Below are 25,235 nucleotides of genomic sequence, written 5' to 3'. Positions count from 1 at the left end.
TATGGACAAGATTGATCTCCAAGAAAAATTAGCCTTGTTCAGTGATCACTGGTCACCGCGGATTGTGGCCCAGCTCAATGGGCAAGAAGTGAAGCTAGCCAAGTTCATTGGCGCCTTTCAGTGGCATCAGCACGCAGATGAAGATGAAATGTTCTTGGTGTTGAGCGGGTCTTTTACGATGGAGTTCCGTGATCGCAGCGTCGAACTCAACGAAGGGCAAATGATCGTGGTGCCGCGCGGTGTTGAGCATCGACCAGTCGCCGAACAGGAGTGCTCTGTGCTTTTGTTTGAGCCAGCCGGTGTCGTCAATACCGGTGACGGTGAGAAGACCGAACGAAGTACGACGGGAACTTGGATCGGTGAGAATCAAGAGCCGTAAAAATAGAATAGAACCACTGTGATTCGATTTTGCACACTTCTTGTCTTGGGGTCTTTGATCGCTGGTTGTCACGCCAGGGAGCACTCCGCTTTGGTTCAAGGCAATAGCACCGTGGTGGTTTCGACAGAATCGACAAGCCCAGTTTGCTTGCCAGGGCTTGAACAGATTGTGGCTTTTCAAGATGGTGTTCTGTCAGGCGCCCGGCCTCAAGGAGTCGCAGGAATGCGTTCCTTGGCACAATTAGAGGTTACCACGATTGTCTGTGTTGACGGTGTGGCACCAGATGTCGAACAAGCACGCAAACTTGGTATTGAGACTATTCACATACCACTGAAGTATCACGCGCCAAGTCAGGCGCAGATTGCAGATCTTGCAGCCGCAGTGGCGATCAACAGAGAGCGAGGCAATGTCTACATTCACTGTCATCACGGTCGACATCGTTCAGCAGCCGCAGCAGCACTGGCGTTGATTGCACTGAACTTATCAGAAGCAGATGCAATGCAACAAAGAATGCAGGTGTCTGAGACGTCACGGCAGTACACAGGTTTGTGGGATGCAGTTGAGCAGCAACAGGCACTTGATCAGAGTGCCTTGATGGCCCAAAGCAGAGACCTTCCTTCAGTCGTCCGGCCAGAAGGGATGACCGCTCAGATGGTTCAGATTGATGAAGCCCTTGATCGGCTCTTGCTTATTCAGGAATCGAACTGGGAGGTTCCTGACACACATCCCGACCTCGCGCCTGCCGCTGATGCGGGCATGATTGCAGAAACATTTCGTGCAATGCAGTTCGATCAAGACGCGTCTTTTCAAAAAGAAGAGTCGTTCATGAACCAAGTACGTGAGGCGTTGCAAAGTGCTTCGACTTTAGAAACGGCGCTGAATGACAAGAATCGAAAGATCATGGATCTCAATCAACACCTGCTCCGTGTTGAACAGTCGTGCATCAACTGCCACCGCCAATGGCGAAAGTAAGAATGGCTTTCTAAGCAGTAGCGCCTAGCATTGATGTTAAACCGTCTCTGATTGGCCACTGGAAAGCGCCCCGAGCACGACTCGAACGTGCGACCTGCGGTTTAGAAGACCGCTGCTCTATCCAGCTGAGCTACCGGGGCTGTGGGTGCGATGGCCGCACCACAATGGTCAGCATTCTACCGATCAGTCGATCATGCTGTTTCGCTCTATTGGTTCAGTGCCTCATACAACGGTTGCACAGCTTCTTGAGTCTAGCCCTCAGCATCACTGGTGGTGATGGGCGGTGAAATAGGGGTGTGCAGCCTTGGCGTAGATTGGAAAGTGCCATGGCCCAAGATCACGAGGTATCGCCGTAATTGGCTGTTGAGAATGGGTCTCATTGTGCTTGGGTGTTCCAGAACAGGCCCAAGATGCGCGTCACAGGGCAAACTCGAAAAATAAGACTGACTGGACGTTGCTGATGATCAAAACTTGTATAGCCACGATTCCCGCCGTTCGCTATCCTGGGAGGACCCATTTAGTCATAGAAAGCCTCTTATGTCCCGCCAGGACTTGTCTCTACCTCAACAGCGCCGCTTCGGCCAAACCAGTCGCCCCGATTGGTGGTGGTTGCAACCACTGGTGGTTTTTCTTGGACTGGGCGCATTTGTTGTTTACTCGACTTGGGCGGCCTTCCAGGGAATTAACTACTTCTATGGTGGTGGAGGCGCTCACTATCTGAGCCCCTTCTACAGTCCGGAAATTTACGGCGACTCGGGTCATGCCTGGTTTGGACCCAAGCCGGGTTGGTATCCCGAGTGGTTGCCATGGTCACCAGCGTTTTTCATTCTCTGGGCACCAGGTGGATTCCGACTAACGTGTTACTACTACCGCGGTGCCTATTACAAATCCTTCTGGGCTGATCCACTGAACTGTGGTGTTGGTGAGCCGCGCAAGTGCTATCGCGGTGAACACTCGATGCCGCTGATCCTGCAGAATATTCATAGGTACTTTCTGTTCTTTGCACTGCTGTTCATTTTGGTGCTGGCCTATGACGCGGTATGGGCGTTTATGTTTACCAATCCAGAAACGGGTGGTAATCAATTTGGTATTGGCCTTGGCTCGTTGATCCTGACCGCCAATGTGATCTTTTTAGGTGGCTACACCTTGGGTTGCCACTCACTGCGTCATATCGTTGGTGGGTGCCTTGATCGTCTGTCTCGCAAGCCAATTCGTCGTAAGGCGTGGGATTGCGTGAGTTGTCTCAATCGTAAACACATGCTCTGGGCATGGATGAGTTTGTTCTGGGTTGGCTTTACGGATTTTTATGTCCGAATGTGCGCAAGCGGCTACTGGACTGACTGGAGGATTCTCTAGTGGGCTGGAAGACACATGAATGTGACGTTCTAGTCATCGGTGCGGGTGGCGCTGGACTCCGAGCAGCGATCGAAGCATCTGGTAGTGGCTGTCGTGTGACGGTACTGAGTAAATCACTACTCGGTAAGGCACACACCGTGATGGCTGAAGGTGGCATGGCCGCTTCGATGGGCCATGTTGATGAGCGAGATAACTGGAAAGTTCACTTCACCGACACGATGCGCGGTGGGCAGTACCTCAATAACTGGAGAATGGCCCAACTGCATGCTCAGAACGCACCAAACTGTGTGCGTGAACTGGAGTCTTGGGGCGCCTTGTTTGATCGCACCAAAGACGGTCGCATTCTTCAGCGAAACTTTGGTGGCCATCGCTATCCACGCCTGGCTCATGTTGGAGATCGAACCGGGCTCGAAATGATTCGCACACTCCAAGACCACGGCATTCATCAGGGCATTGATTTCTTGATGGAGACCACCGTGATCGATTTGCTCAAAGACGGTGATCGCATTGCGGGTGCTTTTGCTTACGATCGTGAGCGAGGCCGCTTCCATCTGGTGAAAGCCAACGCAGTCATACTGGCAACAGGCGGTATTGGCCGAGCCTATCGTGTGACAAGTAACAGTTGGGAATACACAGGTGATGGACACGCTTTGGCATATCGAGCAGGCGCTGAACTTGTTGATATGGAGTTTGTGCAGTTTCATCCCACGGGCATGGTCTGGCCGCCAAGCGTACGTGGCATTCTTGTGACCGAGGGAGTGCGTGGTGAAGGCGGCGTACTCAAGAACAGTGAAGGTCATCGCTTCATGTTTGATGACATTCCTGATCTCTATGTCAAACAAACAGCAAGTACGGCTGAAGAGGGGTGGCGGTTTGTCATTGGTGATAGAGAGGCTCATCGCCCACCCGAACTTTTGACTCGCGACCATGTGGCTCGCAAGATCGTCAAGGAAGTCAAAGAAGGCCGTGGTAGTCCTCACGGTGGCGCGTTCCTTGATATTGCCTGGATCAAAGAGAACATCAAAAATGCTGAGCAGCACATCAAAAAGAAACTGCCCAGCATGTACCATCAGTTCAAAGAGCTTGCTGGCGTTGATATCACCAAAGAGCCCATGGAAGTTGGGCCAACGACGCACTATGTCATGGGTGGTATTAAAGTTGAAGCCGATACACAGATGTCACGGGTACCGGGACTCTTTGCTTGCGGCGAGTGTGGCGGTGGATTGCATGGCGCCAATCGTCTGGGAGGCAATTCGCTTTCAGATTTATTGGTGTTTGGACAGATTGCCGGTCAGCATGCAGCTGATTTTGCAAAAACTCAAACGCCAGTGACCGTTGGAGAAGAGCAGGGCGCCGATATTGAGAAGCATGCATTAGCGCCTATTGAGCGGCAGTCTGGGGAAAACCCTTATGCAATACAACATGCTCTTCAGGATGTCATGCAGGATCTCGTTGGTATTGCACGCCAGGATCAAGAGATGACTGAGGCGGTTGAAAAGATTGCTCAACTGACCAAACAAGCGGAAACAGTCGCAGCACCTGGAAACCGTGAATACAACCCCGGCTGGCATACGGCTCTTGATTTAGAAAATCTGCTAACGGTCTCAGAAATGGTCGCACGATCAGCACATGGTCGAAGAGAAAGTCGCGGGGCCCATTCAAGGCTCGATCATCCAGATAAAGATGAGCAACTAGGCAACGTCAACACGATTATCTCTCGAAGTGGTGACGGCAGTATGTCAGTTGAGCAAAGAGCCGTTGTTGGCAAGACAGATGAACTTGGACAACTGGTCAAGGAGATGGGCTAATGGCCACCAAGGCAACATTCAAGATCTGGCGAGGAGACAACAGCAAAGGTGCCTTTGTCGATTATCAAGTCGATGTTGAAGACGGCATGGTGGTGTTGGATGTGGTGCATGACATTCAAGCCGAGCAGGCACCGGATCTTGCTTGCCGCTGGAATTGCAAGGCAGGTAAATGTGGTTCGTGCTCTGCAGAAGTGAATGGTAAACCGAAACTAATGTGCATGACGCGTGTTGGTGATTTGGACCTCGATAAAGACGTCGTCATTGAGCCGATGCAAGCGTTCCCACTCATACGCGATTTAGTGACCGATGTCTCTTGGAATTACCGGGTCAAAAAGAAGATCAAGCCTTTCAAGCCACGCAAGCCAGACCATGCAGATGGAACTTGGCGTATGGACCAAATCGATGTCGAGCGACCTCAGGAATTCCGAAAGTGCATAGAGTGTTTTCTTTGTCAGGATGTCTGTCACGTCCTTCGAGATCACCATAAGCATGATGAGTTTATTGGTCCGCGATTCCTGATCTATACGGCAGCATTAGAAATGCATCCACTTGATGTTGAAAACCGCCTAGAAGATCTCAAGGAGACGCAAGGGGTTGGTTACTGCAACATCACGAAGTGTTGTACAAAGGTATGTCCGGAGCACATCACGATTACCGACAACGCAATCATTCCACTCAAAGAAAGAGTGGTGGATGAATACTACGACCCAATCAAAAAGCTCTTTAAGATGTTTAAGCCGAAGAAGAAGAGCTAACAGGCTCGCCTACTCAAGCAGGTGAACCGACGGCTGTCCGTGGGAATCATCTTCTTCAGGGATTGGCTGACGCCGAGATGCTCGTATCGGTTGCTCGCCAGGTGCGGGCAAAACGACATAGAGCTTCTTTGCAGTGTTTTCTACGATCTCGACCTCAACGTCTTTTGGCACCGTAATACCGTACTCAAGCAATGTTTCTCGAGGATTTTCCTCAAGGCGATTCTTAAGAGACGGGTTCTTCCAGACATGCGAAAAAAGGTGGGCAAATGACTGGGCCAGCGAATAGTTGTCCATGATGTGCCTCCAGTACAGCTCTCAAGGAGAGTGTAAGTCACTGTGGAAGAGACTGCGAGCAATGGTGGCTCGATGAGCCCTTCACCAGCGTAGCAAGGTGACCTACACTTCTAAACAGTATGGCACCAAATAAATCCGAAAACACAGCTTCGCTTCTGGTCTCTTGCCCAGATCAACGTGGGATTGTGGCCGCTTTAGCAGTATTCCTGCAGGGTCATGATGGCAATATCCTTGATGCTGATCAGCATAGTGATACAGATTCTGGTCAGTTCTTCCAGCGCATTTTCTTTGAGATGCCCGGACTGAGCGACCATAAAAAGAAACTTGAGTCGGCCATTAAAGAGCTTGCGGTCACTTTTGATATGACTTGGAAGCTCTCTCTTTCAAGTGACGTTAAGCGGATGGCGATTCTCGTGTCCAAATATGATCACTGCCTTTTTGACTTGATGCTTCGGCATCGTGCAGGTGAACTAAATGGTGATATTGCATTTGTTGCAAGTAATCACTCAGACTTGCATCAAGTTGCGGAGCAGTTTGGGATTCCATTCTTTCATTTGCCAATTCAAGAAAACAATAAACCTAAGCAAGAGAAAGAACTGCTTACGCTACTAGAACAGCACCAGATAGATGTGGTTGTATTAGCGCGTTATATGCAGGTACTCTCGCCGGCATTGATTGATCGTTATCTTCACCGAGTTATAAACATTCATCACTCGTTCTTGCCAGCGTTTAGTGGGGGGCGTCCATACCACCAAGCGCACGATCGTGGTGTAAAGTTAATTGGAGCAACGGCTCATTACGCGACCAGTGAGTTAGACGCGGGGCCAATCATTGCACAAGATGTTGTTCAGTGTTCTCACCGCGATTCGGTTGAAGATCTCACCAGGAAGGGTCGCGATGTAGAGCGTGCGGCGCTGGCACAGGCACTGCGATACCACCTAGACGACCGAATTTTGGTGTACCGGAATCGGGCCTTGGTGCTTGGATAAGCTGGATAAGATCAGGTTGAGCTGGTTAACAGGTTTGGATCATGCAGATTCTGAGGTTTGGCGCTTCTCTTAGCGGCATTAGCAACCGATGATGTAATTCGATGTCAGTCTAGGACTGATGGGGATAGCGTTATGCCAACCGAAGCTCAACCAGTGACCATGGACCATCTGGTGGTTCTTGTTTCAAATCTGAAGGCAGCTGCTGTGAAATGGCAAGCAGCTGGTTTCAGGGTCCGTGCTGGTGGGCAACATCGTATTGGTTCTCGAAATGCACTGATTGTTTTGCATGACGGCACCTATATCGAGTTAATTCAGATTCTCTCAAGGTCGCGGAGAATGCGGCTGAAACTCATGCAGAAGTTGGGTTTGCTGAAACGTGCAATCAAAGAGTGGAATCCATTTGAGCAGCATTTCATAAAACTTGGTCTCAAAGAACCAGGGTTGGTTGATTTTGCAGTGTCTGGTCAATCAATTATCACGATTCTGACACGTTTGCGTGCTGCTGATATTAAATATCTGGGTCCAGCAAAGGGGACACGCAAACAAAAGGATGGAAACGTCATTCGTTGGCAATGCGGCATGCCGACGGCAAGCGAATTACCGTTTTTATGCATTGATGAAACTGATCGCTGCTTGCGTGTTCCGGCGGTAAGTGTGGATGAACATAAAAACGGCGCACAGTCAATCTCGCGTTTGGTTGTACTGGTTGCCAATCTGAAGAAAAGTCGCAAGCAATATGAAGTATTGCTTGAGCAGAGAGGGCGAGATGTAGAGGTCTTCCAAGATGCAGGCTGTGTAGAATTCTCACTGGGTGAGTGCTCACTGGTGCTTACTCAACCTAAGGGGCGACAGACTCGGCTTGGTCGGCAGTTGCTCAAAAATGGTGAAGGCCCACTCGAAATCACCATTCGCGGGGCCAGAGCTGGTCTTGCGGCGCATCAGCTCGGTGAGTTTCTCCGGTTTGAATGAGCGAGCAGAATTCTTGACGGAGGTTTTATCAAAAATGCCTATCATGATCTACTAATGGATCGTTCTTGTTTTGAGAGACCAGTAACGCACGAAGACTTGCTGGTAGGGCATCGCTGATGGGTCAAGAAAAATACGACGCAATTATTATTGGTGGTGGCCCTGCTGGCGCAACAGCAGCGATTGCCATGGCTCAGGCTGGTCATCATGTGACCGTGCTTGATCGCAGTGAATTTCCCCGTTTTCGTATTGGGGAGTCGCTGGTGCCCAAAGTTGTTGAGATGCTTATGAAGCTTGGTCTCACTGATCTAATGAGTGAGGTCGTGCATGTGCCCAAGCGGGGCGTCGAGATTGGGTTTGGTAATCAATTGGGTGAGCAATTAGACGTCGCGTTTGCAAACTCACTCCGCAAAGATGTACCACGTGCGTTTAACACGGAGCGTGGTTCACTGGATGGCCTACTCTTAGAAGCTGCAAAAAAAGAGGGCGTGCATGTCCGCAATGATTTTCATGTTAAAGAAATCACGCGTCTTGAAGATCAGCATGTCATCGTGACTAATGGCAATGGTGAGCAGGTTGAAGGTCAATTTCTAATTGATGCCAGTGGTCAGGCAACAGTCTTAGGTCGGCACTTGGGCATTCGCAAGATACATCCGGACTTTCGATCTGTTTCATACTTCAGTCATTTTGAAGGTGTGCAGCGATTGAGTGGTGATCGCATTGGTGATCCCTCAGTAATCATGTGTGATGAGGGTTGGTTTTGGATTATTCCGATTGATCAGGACCGTACCAGTGTGGGTGTTGTCTTTAGTGACAAGGTGGCTCGTTCTCTACCAGTGCCACCAAATCAAAGGCTGAATTGGGCCCTGGAGCGTTGTCCATTGATGACGGAGCGAATGATCGGTGCGAGTGGCCCAGATCACAATGAAGTAGTGGCTGATTTTTCTTACCAGTGTAAACCAGTGGCTGGGCCTGGTTACTTCCTGATTGGCGATGCTGCGGCATTTGTAGACCCAGTGTTTTCAACCGGTGTCATGTTAGGAATGGATGGCGGCCTTGCGGCGGCGGCGGCAGTCACGGCGATGAGTCAAGGTCAAAGTGCAGCCCGTGTTCGACGCCAATTTGTACGGCATCACGACCAGGTCACTTCCTTGCTGTTTCGATTAATCAAGGACTTCTATAGTCACTCATTTAGAGAACTGCTTGTGGCGGGCCATGGGCCATTGGCAATGCATCGAGCGCTGATTGAACTTCTTGCTGGATATGTATCGCCACGGCCAAGTCTTAATGTTCGTTGGCGTTATGCACTTTTTCGTTTGTGTGTACACCTGAATCGTCATGTGCCTCTTGTGCCTCGACAAGAAAGATGTTCGCTTCTTGAGGCGAGTCCACAGTTACTGCAAATGAATAAAACAAAACCACTCATCGAGTATAGCGCGTTGGTCATAGATTCATAAGAAATATTAAAAGAGCATGCTGTTACTTTTACGAAGCGAGCATTAGCAGCTCAAAAAGGATCCAAGAATGGAAGCAACAAGAGAGATGATTATTGTTACGACATTTAATGTTGAAGGTCATGATATTGTTGAGTACAAGGGCCTTGTCAGGGGTATCACAGTGCGCACACCTAACATTGCTCAAGGCGTTGTCGCAGGCTTGAAGTCAATTACTGGCGGTCGCGTTTCCGGTTTTACAAAGGTATGTGAGGAAGCTCGCCAAGATGCGCTTGAGCATATGATTGAACATGCTCAGCAGATGGGCGCGAATGCTATTCTTGGGGTTCGCTATGACGCATCGGATATGGGGCAATCAAGTGCCACCGAAGTGCTTTGTTATGGCACAGCGGTTGTTTTGCAACCAGCAGGCTGACTTTGAAAATGCTGCTATGAGTCATCAGTGACACAGGAATCGGTTCAGGTTACGATACTGACTTATTCCTCTGGGGCTGGGATGCGTTGACCGCCGGGAGGACATTGCTCCCGAAATGTCGAAAGGAATGTAGATGAGCCATTTTCACGTCAAGTCTTTTATTGTTGGTGTCGTTATTGCGTTAGGTGCTGCAGTCTTCTTTGCAGCAACTCAATTAGAGCATCGTCCGCCAGCACCTTTTAATCACTACACCGGTATGGAAGGTGAGTGGTACAACATGAATGACAAGCCCGTCTACATCATTGTCAAAGGTAATAATGATGTGATTCTTAAGGATGGGAATGGCAAGAATTACAATGCAGAATTTCAAGGTCCCTGGATGATTAAGGTCAAGGGTCAAAAAAGAACCGGCACAATCCAAGATGGCGGACGTCGTCTTAAGTGGAGTGACGGTGGTATGTGGACACGATACCCAGATGGAAAAACCCACATTTCTGGCACTTGGTACAACGGCAAGCAGCCAATCGAAGTAAAAGTTTATGACAATGGCTATCACTTCATGGCGACACTAAAAAATGGCAACACAATCAAGGGCCATGCTGGTGGAGCTCACTCGTTAGTAATTCCATCAAAGAATATCACTGGTCATATCAACAATGCTGCCAACACGGTCTTCTGGTCAGATGGCAAGATCTGGACGCGTAGTCCTGGTGGCAGCGGTTCTGGGCCACTACGTAGTCCGGCACCAGGCGGCGGAAAATAATTACCTTCTCAATGATGATATTTCAAAGAAGACGGGCTCTCTGGCCCGTCTTCTTTGTATTTGGCCCGAAAACTATGCTGGGCTTGGGCCTCTTGCGTCAGGTGTTATCATGTCGCAGATGGTCCTGGTAGCTCTTGAGCGGACGGAGTATGCAGGGCAGGATGATCTGCGCATAGTGGATCTCTTTGGGAGTTGAGCATGTCGAAGCGATTTCAGACGATATCACGATTGTTGCTTCTGGTAGGCGTTGTAAGCCTGGTGGCGGGGTGTCATTCGCAACCGAAACAAAGTAATGATGTGAATGCGTCAACACGTTCATTAGATGAAATCGTGCAGTTGGCGATCACTGAAGTGATGGGTGAGGAAGTCAAGGGTGAGCCTGAGCCAGAGGTCACACTCATCGATGAAAACCCTGCTCAAGAAGTAGAGCTTGTTGAGGTGATCGAAGTCAAGAGTGAACCAGAGCCAGAGGTCACACTCATTGATGAAAATCCTGCTCAAGAAGTAGAGCTTGTTGAGGTGATCGAAGTCAAGATACCTGTGCGGATTGTTGTGGGTCTTCCAGAGGGAAGCACTGTGCCAACGACTACTTCAACAGAAGACTTCAATGCTTTTAAAAGTGCGGTTCGTGATGGTAGCCGTCATGAAATTCGGGGCATGCTTGAATCAAACCGTGTTGTAATGTTGCCAAAGTTCACCAGAGCAATAGAGCTAGAACGCATTGGCGATCTCGCACGCATTGAAGTTCTTGATGGTCCGATGAATGGTCGGCAACTCTGGATCTCTACACTCTGGCTTAGGTAAAGTCTTTCCCTTCGCTCGCGATGCCCGACAAGGATGTTAAGGAGGGCAATATGGGTGTCCTACCGGTCTATTTAGGCTGGGATGAACCGCTTTTGACCACAGCTGTTTCGTGGTTGCTCGATCAATATCAACTGAGATCACGAGCTGAAGCTGCTTTCAAAGACCAAGTTGACTTCAGCAATTTACTGCTGGTTGTTCCTGGCCGTCGATTTGGAACGCGTCTGCGCGAGGCGTTGATGCTTGCCTGTGATGATCGGGACCAAGGTCTTATTCAGCCCCGCATTCTTACCCCAGGTGGCTTCGCTGATCTTGCTTGTGGAGCACATGCTACAGCGCTACCTCAGCTCCATCGTGAAATATTGGTTGGTCAGGCCGCAGCCTCGATGGTGCGGGAAGATCCTGAAAGCCTTCGTGATTTAATGCTTCAGGTGCCAGAACTGGATGCTTCTCGCAACTGGACACAGCTTGGAGCAACACTGTTGCAACTGCGCGATGAACTTGCGGGCGGCGGCTGGGATGTTGACCATGAATTGTGGTCAGATGATGCTCGCCGTTTGATAGCTGAAGGCCAAGAAGCAAAGCGATGGGATGTTATACGTAAAATAATGGTGGCCTACGACGCCTCTTTGTCTCAGCTCGATCTGGTAGATCCTGCTCAGTTGCGACTTCAAGCACTGCGTTCTGGAACACTGAATCTAGATGACAATGACATCGTGTTAATTGGTGTGACTGATCCGCCTATGTTGCTGCGTCGTATGATCGAAATAGTCTCAGAGAACAACCAGGTTTACTCACTGATTTGCGCACCAGAAAGCCAGGCAGCGCAAGGTAGCTTTGACGATTTAGGTGCTGTTGATGCGCAGTGGTGGTCTCAATGCGATCTTGAGATCAACGACGATGTAATCACAGTTGCAGATGATGTAGCAGAGGTTGGTCAATCTCTGCTTCGTATCATAAGTGATTGGGATGGAGCATATAGTGGTAGTGAAATTACTGTTGGTGTTGCTGAGGGATCACTCTTAGGAACAGTGCGTGAAACATTGGCCGCGGCTGGTGCTCCAGTACGTTATGCAGGGGGAAAGCCACTCAGACAGTCAGCCGTTATCACCGTGTTGGAGCGAGCTGGCTCTTATTGCGAATCAAGAGAATTTGATGCATTTGCGTCACTCATTCGACACCCCGATATCGCTCAAGTTGCTGAAATCGATCAGCTCGATTTAGCCGCAGCAGATGCCTATCACACCAATCATCTGCCACTTCGTGTACCTGGTTCTGAAGTGGGTGATTGGCTTTGGGAAGAGACTGAATGGGGTGGTCCCTGTGGAAGTGGGCAAGAAAGAGCATCACGATTGACAGAGATGAACGCTCGCTTGACTGAGGTTCTTGTTGATATCTCGTCAGACACTCCTTTGCCAATCGCTCAGGGCATGACGTGTGTGCGAGCGTTTCTTTGTCGTGTTTATGGTGAACGGTCATTTGATCAAGCCAAACCCAACGATCGTATGCACCTCTCCATGCTCAACCAACTTAATAGCGCCATTGATTTGCTGCTTCAAGCACCTGATGCCGTCCAAGAAGCGTTAGGTGTGATGCCAATATTCAAGCATATTGAAACACTCATTCTGGCCATTGAGCAAGTCAAAGTCCCTGAGGTTCCTGATAGTGAAGCAATTGAACTGACTGATTGGTTGGAGCTCTCGCTTGATGAGGCGCCCGCTCTGATACTTGTTGGTCTTAATGAAGGAAGTGTGCCACGGTCCGAAGCGGCTCATCCGTTTTTGCCCGATACACTTCGAGGCGCTCTTGGTCTGGAGCACAATGCCAGCCGAGCTGCAAGAGATGCGCATGCAATACAGGCGCTCTTGCAATCTCGAAAAGACGGAGCAAGTGTTCGTTTTGTGGTGCCCAGGCGAGCAGCCAATGGCGATCCACTTTCGCCAAGTCGGTTTCTGTTTCAAACTTCAGACGCCAAATTTGCAGCCAGGCGGGTTGGTTGGCTTACTGGAGCAGGCAAGGACCATTTAGCCCAGGGTGTCGCACTGCATCCTTCGTTTGCGGGGTCAGTGGGAGCGGGTATAGAGCGCGTTCAACCAAAAGGTAATCCGCAGTCTAAAAAAAGTATCAGTGTGACCGCATTTCGAAAATATATGGCGTGTCCTTATCGGTATTGGTTGCAGTATGTCCAAGGGATTCAGCAATTAGACGATTCTGATCAGGAAATGAATGCTGCTTCCTTTGGGTCATTAGTACACGGTGTGCTACAAGATTATGGAACAGATACCAAGCTGCGTGATCTTGACAACACCGAACTCGTTATTGACGCATTTAATAAGCTGCTCGACGAACGTGCCATAAATATGTTTGGTGATCATGCCCAAGCTTCAATTTACGTTCAGATAGAGCAAGCACGATCACGTTTGCACACATTTGCGCAGAAACAAGTTGATCGATTTCAAGCGGGCTGGCGAATTCTACACGCAGAATTTCGGGTCAGTGGCCGAGACCATCCAGTAGCAATGGAAGTTGGTAGTGATGTGGTCCATATCCACGGTCGAATTGATCGCATTGACTATCACGAAGCAACAGGTGCGCTTGGCATCTTTGACTACAAGACCGGCAGTACATTGCCGGAGGCGGCTCATCGTCGTGGTTTAGCGAACGCAAAACAATGGATTGATCTTCAGCTTCCGTTGTACCGCCATTTAGCTCATCGCTTGGATGTGAATTGGAAAACGCTTGAGTTGGGATACGCAATGCTGCCGCCAGATCCAGACAAATCTGGTTTTGTAGTCGCACAATGGGATGAGCAAGCACTCAGTGAAGCAGATTTAGTTGCGGTTCGGATTGCCAAGGACATTCATCAGGGCATCTTTTGGCCTCCGACAGAGCCTGCACCGCCATACACAAGTGAATTTTCGGCTATTTGTCAGGATGCAGTTCTTAATGCCAGTCCAATTGGAGACATGGCATGAGCTCATTAATGGCATCTCCGCATCGCATTATTCGGGCTTCGGCAGGTACCGGAAAAACGTATCGTTTGACGCGCCACTTTGTGCGACTGCTTTGCACTGGAGATTTAGCCCAGCATCCCGAGCGAATCTGCGCAATGACATTTACACGCGCAGCAGCAGGAGAGATTCGCGATCGGCTGTTGCAGACCTTGGCAGAAGCAGTGCTTGATAAGAAGGCTTTTGAATCTCTCAAGTCAGATCTACCAGACCATATAACCCAAAAGCACTTAGAGCAGGTATTGCTCGATCTCTTGGCAAGGCTTGGTCGTATACGTGTGTCAACGCTGGATAGCTTTTTTATTCAATTGGCGCAAGCCTTTTCATTTGATCTTGATATGCCACTCGATTGGTCGATTGCAAATGAAGTCGAGTTAGAAGAACTGACAGAGCGAGCTGTAGCAAGTTTATGGGATGCAGAGCATCTCAGTGATATCAAGACCATGCTCTTTGAACTTCACCGGCGAGCTAATCGTTCTGATTTAACGAAGGCAATCGTCGAAGTTGTGAAAGAAGCGTATGGATTGGTGCGTGAAACAGATCGGGAGGCGTGGACTTGGTTTCCAAGACCTCGGTTGCTCACCAGCAGTCAGCTGCAAGATGCTATTGCAGCGCTTGAAAGAACACCGTTTCATGGCACCGCTTCGTTCGACAAGGCTCGACTTAAAGACGCCGAAAAAGCGAAATCACAAGATTGGCGTGCTTTTCTAAAAGCGGGCGTGGCAACAAAAGTGTTTAATGGGGAACCGACGTATAGTTCAAAGAACAATCTGATTACCGATGAGATTATTGATCTCTATGCACCGCTCATAGAGCATGCAGGGCAGACGATTCTTTTAGAAACGGCATCATCAACACATCAGTATCGTCAACTCACCGAGCGATATGCGCTGCAACTGGCGGCGCTTCGGTTAACGAATCCTTGCTATGGATTTGACGACATTACCTTTCGTTTACGGGTGGCGAACGTCTTAGGGCGACTCGAGGCGATGTATTTCAAACTAGATGGCGCTATTGATCATCTTCTGATTGATGAGTTCCAAGATACATCACTGCAGCAGTGGTTGGTGCTGCGTCCTTTAGCAAGAGAAGTCGCAGCATCAAGTCAGGGATCGGATCGAAGCTTTATGTGTGTCGGTGATCCGAAGCAGAGCTTGTACTCGTTTCGCGGTGGGCGTTCTGAATTACTAGAGGTACTTCCAGATGAGTTGCCCGCACTTGCTGACGCGGTGGAATCGATGGACATTAGTTATCGATCCTGTCCAGTCGTACTTGATGTTGTGAACCAAGTGTTCGAAGATATTGCACGTAATCCAGCGCTCGCGAGTGTTGATGCTGCAATAGCAGCAGCCAAGAAATGGCAAGAGCAGCATTTCTCGCAACATACAAGTGCGCCTTCACTTCGCGATCAGCGTGGTTTGGTTCAGTTGGTGACATCTGCCCAAGAGCAAACAACAGCAGAAAAAGCGGCAGATCTTGTACGCCAAGCAGTAAAAGCGGCGCCATCAGCAACAATTGGTGTGCTCTTTCGAAGTAATTCCAAGGGCGAAATTGCTTCGTTTATCGATGATCTATGGACTGGAGATCAGCCCATTGCAGCAAGTGAGCGGGGCGGCAATCCTTTAACCGACTCGGTGGCCGTGACACTTGTTACATCGCTGCTGAGCATGATTGATCAGCCAGGTTCGACCACAGCGCGTTTCCACGTACTGAATTCACCATTGCACAAAGAAGTGATTGGCGATGTAGCAGATGAGGAGCAGGCGCTTTCTGGTTGGATTGCAAAAGCACGATCGACACTCGCTGAAGAAGGGTATGCGCAGTCAGTTCGAATGTGGTCAGAATCAATGGTGCCATATCTCGATGGACACGATCAGTTGCGAATGAGTCAGTTAATACGCTTTCTTACAGATGATATCTTTGAGCCAGGTATGCGACCAAGCGATGTGGTTCGTCACATTGAGAAAACAAAAATAAGCAATCCCCGTACCGCTCATGTTCAGGCAATGACTATTCATGCTTCGAAGGGGCTTCAGTTTGATATCGTGATTCTTCCAGATCTTGATAGTGCATTGGTTCGCCGAGCATCACTGATGACGGAGAATGATGACCCATTAGCAGCGCCAACGCGAGTGTCGATAGGTCTTTCTCGAGAACTTTGTCCAATTGATGAGACACTCAATGAGATGTATGCCAGTACCTATGGGCATGCGATTAGCGATGCCTTATGTGTGCTCTATGTGGCCATGACAAGATCAAGATATGAATTACACATCGTGCTAGAGCCAACCAAGCTCAGCAAGAAGAAAGCCGGAAGTACCAATGCAGATGTTCTGCTTTGTGCACTCACAGGTGATGTTCACGCGCCCGCAGATTCAGTGGTTTATCAGCACCCTATGCCCGTCGAAAAGATCATGATGGCAGGGCAGGCAACAGCTGAAAATATTGGTGGTCGTTTGCAAGAGCAAAAAGAGCCTGATGTGAGCGGACATCCAGTGCAGACTGCTCGGGTACGCCTTTCAGAAACAGCCCAATATCGCCGTGGACTGGCCAGCGTCAGTCCATCAGAACTTGAGGGCAGCACCGTTGTACAAGGCAATCAGGTGCTTCAGCCACGACGGTCAGCAACACTTGACCGTGGTACAGCGATGCATGAATGGTTAAGTGATATTGAGTGGTTTGAGACCGCGCCAACCCAATCGCAGTTGTTAGCACGATTAGATGATCACCATATCGAGCCGGGGCTACTGAACAAGTGGGCCAATGAGTTTCTTGAGATGTTGCGTCAACCCAAGCTGCAGGCGCTGTTGGCAATGCCATCTGGACAGTCGAAGGCAACAAGCCTGGTGCGCAATGAGCAACCGTTTGCGGTTAAGGTGCCAGCGGGTACAAACTTTGCTCATCGCACAATTCGGCTCGAAAACCAATTGAGTGGTATTATTGATCGTTTAATTGTTGGGCGTGAGGGAGAGCAGATTGTTTCTGCGCATGTCATTGACTATAAGACAGACTTCATTGACGAAGAGAATCCAGAGGCAGTTGATCTTCTGGTGCACCGCTATGCACCACAACTAGCGGGTTATCGTTTTGCAGCGTCGAAGCTACTTAGTATTGATGTGAGTTGTATTGATACATCGCTCATGCTGCTGCATCGTGACCTTCACGTCCCAGTCGACGTCGATCGATTTGCAACAGAATCGTAAATTACCGATCAGCCATGAGGCGCTCGATGAAGAGGGTGTCGCTCTTGGTTGTTGGGCGTTAAAGCTTCTTGAGCATTTTCTTGGCAGTGTTGGTGCGAGGACGATCTGGGTAGAGCTCAATTAGCTTTTCGAGAAGTTCCTTTTGCGCCCTGGGGCAGCGGCCAGTTTTGGTGATGCCGAGCCACAGCTTATCTTCGTTCATAAGCTCTTGATCCATCGAGAGAAGTTCATCTGCGGTCGAACGGGCCTTGTCGCAGATGCCATTCATGGCATAGTTACCAAGCTTGTAGACCAGTCCATCGAACTGTTTCAACTCTGCTTGCCGCGGTGATTCCTGGTTGGTGGTCGGAGCCTGGCCACTTGCGCTTGATGAAGATCCTCGATTGGCCCGGGTTCTACTTGATCGATTTGATCTCCCAAAGGCGCCCCCCGGCTCGATGGGGTTGCCTTGGGCGTCTTTCCAGCCAAGCGCCCTTGACTCTATATCTGGATTCACAATGTTCTTGATCCCCGATGACCCATGTCTCCTGTAGCCGATTTCAACAAGCTGGCCATGTAGTTCAATACGATCAAGTCTTTCCAGATCCGATTCATTCATTCGTAATTCAAACCTGGAAACGGTGGTGTCAGAGAACCAAGAAGGATTATCCAAGATTCCAAGATTTAGAAAGCGAGTGAAACCAGGAAGAATGATCAATCGGTATTTATCACCACCACTTAGACGACTTAGGAGATTGAATGACTCGCGCGAAGAGCGGCTACCAATATCAATTGGAAGGTCTATGCCCCAGGTATTGGTCCTTTGAGAGGGCTGCCAGAAGGTGCTGCTAGCAAATTGCGTTTGGGATTGAATAAGTAATCCATCTGCATCAAGAAAATCAACAGAAACCGCTATGTCAAGGCGACTCCACTTACCAGAATCAGTCCAATCCTTCTGTGCTTGCAGTTGACAGACATTCGTGAACCCAAGCAACAGCTCGGTCGATAATAGAAAGCGGTCGAAAACAACCAAAGAGCCATCTTCATTGCGCGTCCGAGCGAGCACGACTTCAAATAAGTCTGGCGAAAATTCGGCTTTCCAAGGCATCACAGAAAAATCCAGTGGTACAGTCGGTTCATCTGTAAACAAGGTTCTGCTTGGTTGATTTGGATCGTCTTCCTTAGAGACGCGATAAACATTTTCTTTATGAGACTCTGACATCGCATGGAGTGCTCGACTCAATGCAGGTGCGACTTTTGTGTAGAAGGTTTCTAGATCAAAGTAGCACTCAATATTCACGGCTATTGCTATTTGATCCGATCCCACGATCGGTCTCATATCTTTCTTAGTGGGACGCCCATCGAGTATTGGTTTGCCATCGCGGTCAACTAGCCTTGCGATGAGCAGTCGCGTTGGAAGATCAAGAAGCAAATTTTCGAGGATCTTTCTTTGTGCCACGATGTTGTCACGAGCCAGGTCTAACTCGGCAGCTAAGACATCTCCATCAATCACCGTTGCACTGGTTGAGCGCTCGCGGAACATTGCATACAAGGGCTCCAGCTCCGCAGTCACCCGCATGGTGACTGCGACTTCATCTCCTACAACCCGAAAGTTTCCGATGCGCTCGCTGGTGACGTTCTTGCTGGTGGTGTAGCTCTTGATCAGATCCTTCACCACACGCTCGTCGTTAATCACGATCTCAGAGTCAATATGCTCGCCGATGATCTGGCGAATGCCATTGGCAATGGCATTTCGTTCAGCTTCGACCGCGGATTTGCCGATCCCTTCGGCCTCGACGGTCTGTTTGCCGGTAACCGTCGTTGGTCTAAAGCGATCGATCATTTGCTTGAAATCACGGGCGATGACTCGGATCTTCATCTTTACGTACCAGGTGCCATCACCCTCAATGGTGGGAAAGCCTTCTAGATCTTCACTTTCAAAGGCCTTCTGAGTGGTGAATGTCAGCAGCTCGTCATCGGTGATCTGGTCATTTTCCATGACAGTGTTCTGCACGAGGAACTCGCCAGCAATCTTGCGCAGTGCCGCAAGCATGGCCGCCTTGCGTGCTTCCTTGGCTGTGGCACCGCGCCCCTCAGCTTCGACCTCGATCCACTTGGAGTCATCCTGCGCGAACGAAGCTGCCATCGACGGTAACGCCATGGTTGGCCATATCAACATCACGAGCAGTGCCATGATGCTCGTCCGGGTTCGTCGTTGTATTACATGGTGAGCGTGGGACATCGGTAATAGCACTCGCTTTCGATCATCATGACGGGAATGCCAGGAATTGAAGTTTGTAGCTTAGAGGTCTTCATCCTTGGTGACACGACCTGAACCAATCGACTTTGGTATCAAATTACCATCAGGACCTCGCTTGAAAGAACCATCCGGATTGGTTTCGAAACCACGTGTCTGACTGACAGAACCCAATGGTGAGTTGGCGTCCATCACTTGTGCCAGGCTCTTAGCAGCGTCGGTTGCTTGCGCTGTATAGATGGCGACAGCGTAGCTCCATGAGCCATCCTTGCTTTGGTAGCTTTTGACACTTACGCCTGGAGGGAGCGTACCCGTAGTGGTCGATCCGAACGCACGTGTTTTAACCTGTTGAGCGAAGGCAGAAACTGCGTCTTCTTCCTTGCGTTCGATGCCCGCTTCTCCTTCAACCCCGGGAATTCGATCGAACTGGGTGATCTGTTTCTCAAGTTCCTGGTTGAGCTGGGAGTCCTTGCTGACGTTTTCACCATTAATAACTGCGAGCAGCGAACGGCGCGCACGCATTTTTGCAGTGTCGACAGCTTCTCGCTTGAGTTCGCGCTGTAAGGTCTTGTTACGATTGGTTCGGTTGATCTCACTGCCGAACCCGACCCAAGCAATCTGGCCTGAGCTGGGTACGGTAACGACACGGCCGCCATCTGGCGGTACAAGGCCAGCCTTTACCTCTGTAAATATTGCCTGGAGACCGTCAGCAATATTCTCAGCGATCATGGTGTTGTTTCCAGTCGCCTGAATCGCACCCTGTGTTTTCGGTGTCGTAACGACGGTCACACACACAGTACCTTCCTGCGGATCATCTTGGACGTCGTAGATTACGACGCCGCGCAGCATACCGTTGACACGTTCGTTGATTGACTCAGAGGAAATCGAAGACATATTTGCTAAAGATTCCTCGCCACCATCAACCATGTCGAACTGTTTGACGAGTTCTTGTTTACCTTCCAACGAAAGCCCTCTCAAAAACTCAGCCATACTCGTGCGGGCTTCAAGTGTTGCTTCAAGATATGCTGCTCGTTGTTCAATTAGCTTGAGATTGACATTCGAAACATCGAAGTTGTAGCTTCCATATCCAACAGCAACAGTTCCCAGGCCACTTCCAGTGCTAATGAACCGGGCCTCATCGCCACTATCGATCAGCTCTTGTTGGGCAGCGTTCACAGCATCTTGAGTCGTTGCTGCGCTGATGACCTTTTCGTCGAGTTCGCTGTTTTCAGTGGTGGTTACCGCGGCAGGATCTTTGACGGTCCGCTCCTGAGCCGGATTGTCAGAGGCAGCAGGGATGCCGAAGTCAGCAAGATCTTGGGCCAGACAGATACTGGTTGACAGGAACACTGGCGCTATCAAACTGGTAAGTAATTTTTTCATTTCATGATCCTCATAGTTGTGCTGTAGAGTGCACGTTATTCTGTATTGATCTTCGCACCCGAAGTTTTAATATCCTGAACTTGATCATTTGATATCAAGCAAAAAACACGCAGTCGTCCATGATCTTCATAGACCTGTGTTTTAAATTGACCAATGATATTAGCTTCAACAGTTTCGCGATTTTCATGACCCAAAGCAATCGCCAGACCTCTTATGGCAGCAGCGCGTGCGAGCAGGGTCAGTGAATCAGCTAATTCGGCCTTAACACGCTCTTCCTCTGGTATTGGCGCAACAGCAACTCCAATGCCCCATGGTCCAGCAGCTCGTGTACCGAATGCATGGCTCGTTCCGATTGCTGGTGGATCTAGATCCGAAAGTGACCATGTCTTTGCTTTTTCAAAGGCAGATTCAAATGATCTGGAAATTCCATCCCAGTTTGCAGGAGGGGGACCTGATCCCGGCGCTGCTAGTTGATATTGAAAACCGGTAAAGACGATCACCCAATCGCCAACGCGCCGTGCTTGTCGAAGCGTTCTTTGCACACCAGAAGATTTTGTCTTTACGATGGCGCTTCGTTGAGTGCGCTCATAGAGCATTTGTGATTCAGACCCGGCTTCAAACTCCGATGTTGCATCCGCACCCTGCTTGATCAGCTTTGCAAACTCAGAAGAGAACGAGTCTCTCGCCTCAAGTTCTTCACCGCTAGCAAATGCACGTAGTGCTCGGCCTGCACGAAGCCTGGCTTTTGTTCCAGCGACACGAATTGACCCACTAGATGGTTCAGAACCCCAAGCAAGTATCCATGTCTCATCTGGCGTATCCCCCCGTATCACGAGAACAGTTGCACCGGAAGGAGGTATTGAACCAGAAATGGCTTCTTGCTCAAGTTCATCCATCGCTTGCTCAGTTGAGTTTGCAATACGTACACCTGGTCCCAAACGATCAAATCCTCGGGCATCTTCAGGTATCGAGAGAATAACAGTTCGCGCAACTTCTTCATTGGTGTTGTAGGTTGAAGAGATCGGAATGGCAGCGCGAAGTGCTCCTACAGCAAGGCTGTTAAATGACTCAGTTGTGGTTACTTCCAGGTCGGCCAATGAGCCTTCATTGGTATCAGTTGTAATGACGCGGCGAACGACCTCGGTTCTGGCTGTAATGTCCATGCCTTTGAGATACTTAATGAGCTCACCTTTGGCGACGGTGAATGCAGCTAACTTCGCGGTACGTTCTCTCACTGGACCAGTTGTGGCATCTTTCGCCGGAATACCTTCGCCTACGGCAATCAGCGCCATCTTGCCATCCCACTCAACGATACCAGCACCGGCGATCTCGTCTTGGAGATTTGCCTGCTCAAGAAGCGTCATCGCAAGTTCTGGCTTCGTTTGCGCTGTCAGTGTTGCGGTCAGTGCAAAAATTACAGCGAGCACGGTCAATACGGTTCTCTCAGCTGGTAGCATCTGAAGTAACCTCTGTTTCTAAAACGCAGGCGTGTTCACAAACCGAGGCTTTCATCATATCAGACGGAGGTTAAATAATGTTTCATCCCAACTTGTTGGCTTCAGTCACATTGCTCATAACACTGTTTTCGGTCGCGGCAGTAGCTATTCGCGCGGAGGATCAAACGCCAGAACCTGGTGGGGTGTATGGCGGGACTTATGTTCCATGGGGACTTCCACCGTTTGTCGAACGTGAAAAACCACCAAAGCCCGGCGGCGCATTTGAGGGAAAACCTATGGCAAAGTGTGAGCTGAAGGAGAAGATGGCATGAAGTGCAACGCAACATATCTACTCTCAGCATTGATCATCGTTCTATCAATAACAGGTGTGAGTCCATCGAGCGTCGCTCAAGAAGTGGAGCCGATCACAATCAATGCCACCGGTCGCGGCGGGTCTATCGGCGAAGCGCGAAAAGATGCGATTATGAACGCGCTGCGTGAAGTGGTTGGAGAGTATATCGAGGCAGATACCGTCATTGAGAACGAAGAAGTCGTCAATGAGACGATCACAGCATTCTCCAATGCCGAGAGTGTGACCAGTAAGGTGATCGATCAGCGCTTTGAAGGCGACGAAATCGTTGTCGAATGTGAAGTAACGATCGTTCCAGCACAGATTGTCGGCCGGATTCAGGACGCGGCCTTAAGTGCAGTGAACATCGATGGTGAATCGTTGGCTGCCGAACTTGCTGCAAATCAAGACAATGTTCAGTTGCAGGCGGAGACACTTGACCGACTCTTTAAAGGCCTCGCGCCTCGGTTGTTAGTCGCCCGTCTGGTTGATCGTAACGGCAAGCGAATCAAGGATGGTAGGCCACCTAAAGACGACATCAAGATGGTCGGGGACAACGTCTTGATCGCACTCAACATCCAGATCTACTACGACCTTGAAACATACTACGAGAAGGTCTATCCGAATCTGGAGAAGGTATTGCGTGCGGTTGCTCTCAAGTCACTGCCAGCTGAGGTTAACTCAGGGAGCAACGACAAAGCTTACGTAGAAGAAAAAAGACAGGCGTTCACAGCATACCCCACGATAGAGCGAAGGTGGTCAACGCGTTCTAGCCAACTTGGAGCCAAGCAAGGTGCACTACAGGTCCAGTTAGAACAACCCAACCCACAGCAGTTTGTGGTGTTTCTTAGCCGGTCACGCGACAAGTATGGTATGCACGAAGGATTTGATGCCTTCGTGCTCAATGCTGATCTCATCGAACCTTTCGTTAAGTGGCAGTCGAATTCAAACAACCCAGACCCTTACTTCCAACGCAACTCACTTCCCCATTTACGGGTTGTGCTTGAATCTTCTTCAGGCAATGTACTCACGCAAGACGAGGTCTCGCTATTTAAACGTACACTGTGGGGTGATGAACGGTACCCTAAGGGTAACAAGGATCCGATCCCTTTTAGCGAGCCATTCGGCCGACCATCGGGGGGTACTGTAAGTACATGGATCCTGGGAAGCTTTGCGGGATACCAGTTTTCTGACACGGACACGGGTAAGAACCCAATTGTGATCACGCCTCGTTTTAATTTAGATCAATTCACTACTGACACGATTCTGATTCGCGCTTACGTGACGTTGCCAAAGGCGGATTTCGAAAAACTCGCCACGATTCGTTTCGACTTCTGGGATCCGCGCGTTGATCGCTGAGCCATTTTCACGTCCCAGTCGACGTCGATCGATTTGCAACAGAATCGTAAATTACCGATCAGCCATGAGGCGCTCGATGTCATCAATCGATTTAGGAATCGCTTCCGAGAGATTCTTAGAACCACTGTCGGTGATGAGAATGTCATCTTCGATTCGAATGCCGATCTTTTCATCAGGGAGATAGATCCCTGGCTCGATGGTGATGATGGCGCCAGCCTTGAGTGGACCCTCGGGCGTAATGTCATGGACTTCCAGACCAAGATGATGACCGATGCCGTGAACGAGGTAGTTGCCGTAGCCGGCTTTCTCGATCACACCACGCGCCGCTTGGTTGAGTTCAGTAAAGGTGACGCCGGCGCGGGCAATTGCGATGGCAGCTAACTCGGCTTCAAGCACGATTTCATAGATTTCTCGTTGTCGATCAGTGAATTTTCCATTGGCGGGGATGGTGCGCGTGATGTCTGCCGCATAGCCGCCATTACAAGAGCCAAGTCTTGTTCCAGAATCGATACAGATGAGATCACCATCAGCAATCGGTTGGTTGTTTGCGATGTAATGAAGCACTGTTGAGTTAATGCCGGCGCCGACAATAGAGTCGTAGGCAGGGCCCTGGCCACCATTAACCAAATAGGCATGCTCAATGCAAGTCTGAACATCCGACTCGTTCATGCCAGGTTTCACAGAACGCATGACAGCGTCGTAACCCGTCGCTGTGATATCAACTGCTTGCTGAATAATTGCAATTTCAGATTCAGACTTCGTGGCGCGAAGGTTGGCGAGCACTTCCGTTCGATCGACAATTTGCGTTCCACAAATGCGCTGGCAGACCTCGTTAAAAAGCGCCAGGTCAGGTGACGGGGGTTGGGTATGTAGTGCAAAGGGGTGAAGGCAGGCCAGTGACTTTGATCGGCGGACAGCCTGGTTGAGGAACGTGGGGAAGCTCCCTAAACGGTAGATCGCATCAATACCCGTCGCAGTGCGCATGGCCGCATTGATCGGGTCGCGGTATCCATCCCAGTGTTCAGCCTCAGGATTCCGTGGCTGAAGGAAGAGCATCACGCGCCGCCGGGGATCTAGACTGCCCGGATCAAGGATGAGTAGGGCGCCGGGTTCATCGATGATGCCGGTGAGGTATTCAAAGTGTGGGTGGGGGCGGAAGCCACCCGCGTGCGCCGCAGACGGATCTGAGGCAAAAACGACTGCGACTGACCCGTCCAGGGCAGTCATCACAGCAGCTCGTCTGGCGGTCATTTCCTCAGATGTAATAGCTTGGATGGTCATTTGATTCGCTCCTGTGCAGATCTTC

The 25,235-nt window shown here is 49.9% G+C and carries 20 protein-coding genes and 1 tRNA gene; 15 read left to right on the top strand and 6 right to left on the bottom strand.

Features of this window, described 5'->3' with window-relative positions:
* Position 1 precedes the first annotated feature (1 nt).
* Positions 2-379, top strand: coding sequence for a cupin domain-containing protein (locus tag P8J86_03440; protein ID MDG2053740.1), 378 nt, complete (start codon positions 2-4; stop codon positions 377-379).
* An 18-nt stretch (positions 380-397) separates the two neighbouring features.
* Positions 398-1,351 carry a hypothetical protein gene (locus P8J86_03435; GenBank protein ID MDG2053739.1) on the top strand — a complete coding sequence of 318 codons (954 nt, stop codon included), beginning with the start codon at positions 398-400 and terminating at the stop codon, positions 1,349-1,351.
* A gap of 66 nt (positions 1,352-1,417) precedes the next feature.
* Here the strand turns inward: P8J86_03435 and P8J86_03430 are convergent.
* Positions 1,418-1,491: transfer RNA gene (locus P8J86_03430), tRNA-Arg, on the bottom strand.
* 397 nt (positions 1,492-1,888) lie between these two features.
* On the opposite strand from P8J86_03430, the gene P8J86_03425 reads away from it, so the two are divergent.
* The 3 genes from P8J86_03425 to P8J86_03415 are packed head-to-tail and all read left to right on the top strand — an operon-like array spanning position 1,889 to position 5,270.
* A complete protein-coding gene (locus P8J86_03425) occupies positions 1,889-2,707 on the top strand; it encodes a hypothetical protein (protein MDG2053738.1) in 819 nt (272 codons plus the stop codon).
* Positions 2,707-4,515 carry a fumarate reductase/succinate dehydrogenase flavoprotein subunit gene (locus P8J86_03420; GenBank protein ID MDG2053737.1) on the top strand — a complete coding sequence of 603 codons (1,809 nt, stop codon included), beginning with the start codon at positions 2,707-2,709 and terminating at the stop codon, positions 4,513-4,515. The genes P8J86_03425 and P8J86_03420 overlap by 1 nt, the downstream gene beginning before the upstream one ends.
* A complete protein-coding gene (locus P8J86_03415) occupies positions 4,515-5,270 on the top strand; it encodes a succinate dehydrogenase/fumarate reductase iron-sulfur subunit (protein ID MDG2053736.1) in 756 nt (251 codons plus the stop codon). Before P8J86_03420 ends, P8J86_03415 begins: the two co-directional genes overlap by 1 nt.
* Before the next feature lie 9 nt (positions 5,271-5,279).
* Here the strand turns inward: P8J86_03415 and P8J86_03410 are convergent, their stop codons facing one another.
* Positions 5,280-5,564, bottom strand: a complete 285-nt coding sequence (locus tag P8J86_03410; protein MDG2053735.1) for a nitrile hydratase subunit alpha — start codon at positions 5,562-5,564, stop codon at positions 5,280-5,282.
* A 119-nt stretch (positions 5,565-5,683) separates the two neighbouring features.
* Between P8J86_03410 and purU the strand changes: the two genes are divergently transcribed.
* The 8 genes from purU (at position 5,684) to P8J86_03370 (ending at position 17,166) form a co-directional block, all read left to right on the top strand.
* Positions 5,684-6,553, top strand: a complete 870-nt coding sequence (gene purU / locus P8J86_03405; GenBank protein MDG2053734.1) for a formyltetrahydrofolate deformylase — start codon at positions 5,684-5,686, stop codon at positions 6,551-6,553.
* A gap of 132 nt (positions 6,554-6,685) precedes the next feature.
* Complete coding sequence (locus tag P8J86_03400) at positions 6,686-7,522, top strand: VOC family protein (protein ID MDG2053733.1); 837 nt, start codon at positions 6,686-6,688, stop codon at positions 7,520-7,522.
* Positions 7,523-7,638: 116 nt separating this feature from the next.
* Entirely contained in the window at positions 7,639-8,976 is a 1,338-nt protein-coding gene (locus tag P8J86_03395; protein MDG2053732.1) for a tryptophan 7-halogenase, read from the top strand.
* A gap of 67 nt (positions 8,977-9,043) precedes the next feature.
* Positions 9,044-9,388, top strand: a complete 345-nt coding sequence (locus tag P8J86_03390) for a YbjQ family protein (protein MDG2053731.1) — start codon at positions 9,044-9,046, stop codon at positions 9,386-9,388.
* A 133-nt stretch (positions 9,389-9,521) separates the two neighbouring features.
* Complete coding sequence (locus P8J86_03385) at positions 9,522-10,151, top strand: hypothetical protein (protein MDG2053730.1); 630 nt, start codon at positions 9,522-9,524, stop codon at positions 10,149-10,151.
* Between the two features lie 198 nt (positions 10,152-10,349).
* Positions 10,350-10,955, top strand: a complete 606-nt coding sequence (locus P8J86_03380; GenBank protein ID MDG2053729.1) for a hypothetical protein — start codon at positions 10,350-10,352, stop codon at positions 10,953-10,955.
* A gap of 50 nt (positions 10,956-11,005) precedes the next feature.
* Entirely contained in the window at positions 11,006-13,927 is a 2,922-nt protein-coding gene (locus tag P8J86_03375; protein MDG2053728.1) for a PD-(D/E)XK nuclease family protein, read from the top strand.
* The gene (locus tag P8J86_03370) at positions 13,924-17,166 is read left to right on the top strand and encodes a UvrD-helicase domain-containing protein (protein ID MDG2053727.1); all 3,243 of its coding nucleotides are present in this window, start codon (positions 13,924-13,926) and stop codon (positions 17,164-17,166) included. Before P8J86_03375 ends, P8J86_03370 begins: the two co-directional genes overlap by 4 nt.
* 58 nt (positions 17,167-17,224) lie before the next feature.
* Here P8J86_03370 and P8J86_03365 read toward each other — a convergent pair whose 3' ends face one another.
* The 3 genes from P8J86_03365 to P8J86_03355 form a co-directional block, all read right to left on the bottom strand.
* Positions 17,225-19,339 carry a hypothetical protein gene (locus P8J86_03365; GenBank protein ID MDG2053726.1) on the bottom strand — a complete coding sequence of 705 codons (2,115 nt, stop codon included), beginning with the start codon at positions 19,337-19,339 and terminating at the stop codon, positions 17,225-17,227.
* Between the two features lie 108 nt (positions 19,340-19,447).
* Entirely contained in the window at positions 19,448-20,785 is a 1,338-nt protein-coding gene (locus P8J86_03360) for a hypothetical protein (protein ID MDG2053725.1), read from the bottom strand.
* Between the two features lie 35 nt (positions 20,786-20,820).
* Complete coding sequence (locus P8J86_03355) at positions 20,821-22,242, bottom strand: hypothetical protein (GenBank protein MDG2053724.1); 1,422 nt, start codon at positions 22,240-22,242, stop codon at positions 20,821-20,823.
* Between the two features lie 77 nt (positions 22,243-22,319).
* Between P8J86_03355 and P8J86_03350 the strand changes: the two genes are divergently transcribed.
* Together P8J86_03350 and P8J86_03345 are read left to right on the top strand one after the other, a co-directional pair.
* Positions 22,320-22,553: a hypothetical protein gene (locus tag P8J86_03350; protein ID MDG2053723.1), complete on the top strand. Its 234-nt coding sequence runs from the start codon at positions 22,320-22,322 to the stop codon at positions 22,551-22,553.
* Entirely contained in the window at positions 22,550-23,929 is a 1,380-nt protein-coding gene (locus P8J86_03345; GenBank protein MDG2053722.1) for a hypothetical protein, read from the top strand. The genes P8J86_03350 and P8J86_03345 overlap by 4 nt, the downstream gene beginning before the upstream one ends.
* Positions 23,930-23,980: 51 nt before the next feature.
* Here P8J86_03345 and P8J86_03340 read toward each other — a convergent pair whose 3' ends face one another.
* Complete coding sequence (locus P8J86_03340) at positions 23,981-25,210, bottom strand: Xaa-Pro peptidase family protein (protein MDG2053721.1); 1,230 nt, start codon at positions 25,208-25,210, stop codon at positions 23,981-23,983.
* Positions 25,211-25,235 lie beyond the last annotated feature (25 nt).

The sequence above is a fragment of the Phycisphaerales bacterium genome (genome assembly GCA_029268515.1).
In the GTDB taxonomy this organism is placed as follows: Bacteria; Planctomycetota; Phycisphaerae; order Phycisphaerales; family SM1A02; genus JAQWNP01.
This window is presented reverse-complemented; position numbering and strand designations above follow the sequence as displayed.

Bases quoted from the DNA above. Each gene is read 5' to 3' on its own strand.
- P8J86_03360 (MDG2053725.1), bottom strand. From the start codon at position 20,785: ATGAAAAAATTACTTACCAGTTTGATAGCGCCAGTGTTCCTGTCAACC.
- P8J86_03370 (MDG2053727.1), top strand. From the start codon at position 13,924: ATGAGCTCATTAATGGCATCTCCGCATCGCATTATTCGGGCTTCGGCA.
- P8J86_03345 (MDG2053722.1), top strand. From the start codon at position 22,550: ATGAAGTGCAACGCAACATATCTACTCTCAGCATTGATCATCGTTCTA.
- P8J86_03355 (MDG2053724.1), bottom strand. From the start codon at position 22,242: ATGCTACCAGCTGAGAGAACCGTATTGACCGTGCTCGCTGTAATTTTT.
- P8J86_03375 (MDG2053728.1), top strand. From the start codon at position 11,006: ATGGGTGTCCTACCGGTCTATTTAGGCTGGGATGAACCGCTTTTGACC.
- P8J86_03390 (MDG2053731.1), top strand. From the start codon at position 9,044: ATGGAAGCAACAAGAGAGATGATTATTGTTACGACATTTAATGTTGAA.
- purU (MDG2053734.1), top strand. From the start codon at position 5,684: ATGGCACCAAATAAATCCGAAAACACAGCTTCGCTTCTGGTCTCTTGC.
- P8J86_03410 (MDG2053735.1), bottom strand. From the start codon at position 5,564: ATGGACAACTATTCGCTGGCCCAGTCATTTGCCCACCTTTTTTCGCAT.
- P8J86_03385 (MDG2053730.1), top strand. From the start codon at position 9,522: ATGAGCCATTTTCACGTCAAGTCTTTTATTGTTGGTGTCGTTATTGCG.
- P8J86_03440 (MDG2053740.1), top strand. From the start codon at position 2: ATGGACAAGATTGATCTCCAAGAAAAATTAGCCTTGTTCAGTGATCAC.
- P8J86_03350 (MDG2053723.1), top strand. From the start codon at position 22,320: ATGTTTCATCCCAACTTGTTGGCTTCAGTCACATTGCTCATAACACTG.
- P8J86_03425 (MDG2053738.1), top strand. From the start codon at position 1,889: ATGTCCCGCCAGGACTTGTCTCTACCTCAACAGCGCCGCTTCGGCCAA.
- P8J86_03365 (MDG2053726.1), bottom strand. From the start codon at position 19,339: ATGGCACTGCTCGTGATGTTGATATGGCCAACCATGGCGTTACCGTCG.
- P8J86_03415 (MDG2053736.1), top strand. From the start codon at position 4,515: ATGGCCACCAAGGCAACATTCAAGATCTGGCGAGGAGACAACAGCAAA.
- P8J86_03340 (MDG2053721.1), bottom strand. From the start codon at position 25,210: ATGACCATCCAAGCTATTACATCTGAGGAAATGACCGCCAGACGAGCT.
- P8J86_03395 (MDG2053732.1), top strand. From the start codon at position 7,639: ATGGGTCAAGAAAAATACGACGCAATTATTATTGGTGGTGGCCCTGCT.
- P8J86_03380 (MDG2053729.1), top strand. From the start codon at position 10,350: ATGTCGAAGCGATTTCAGACGATATCACGATTGTTGCTTCTGGTAGGC.
- P8J86_03400 (MDG2053733.1), top strand. From the start codon at position 6,686: ATGCCAACCGAAGCTCAACCAGTGACCATGGACCATCTGGTGGTTCTT.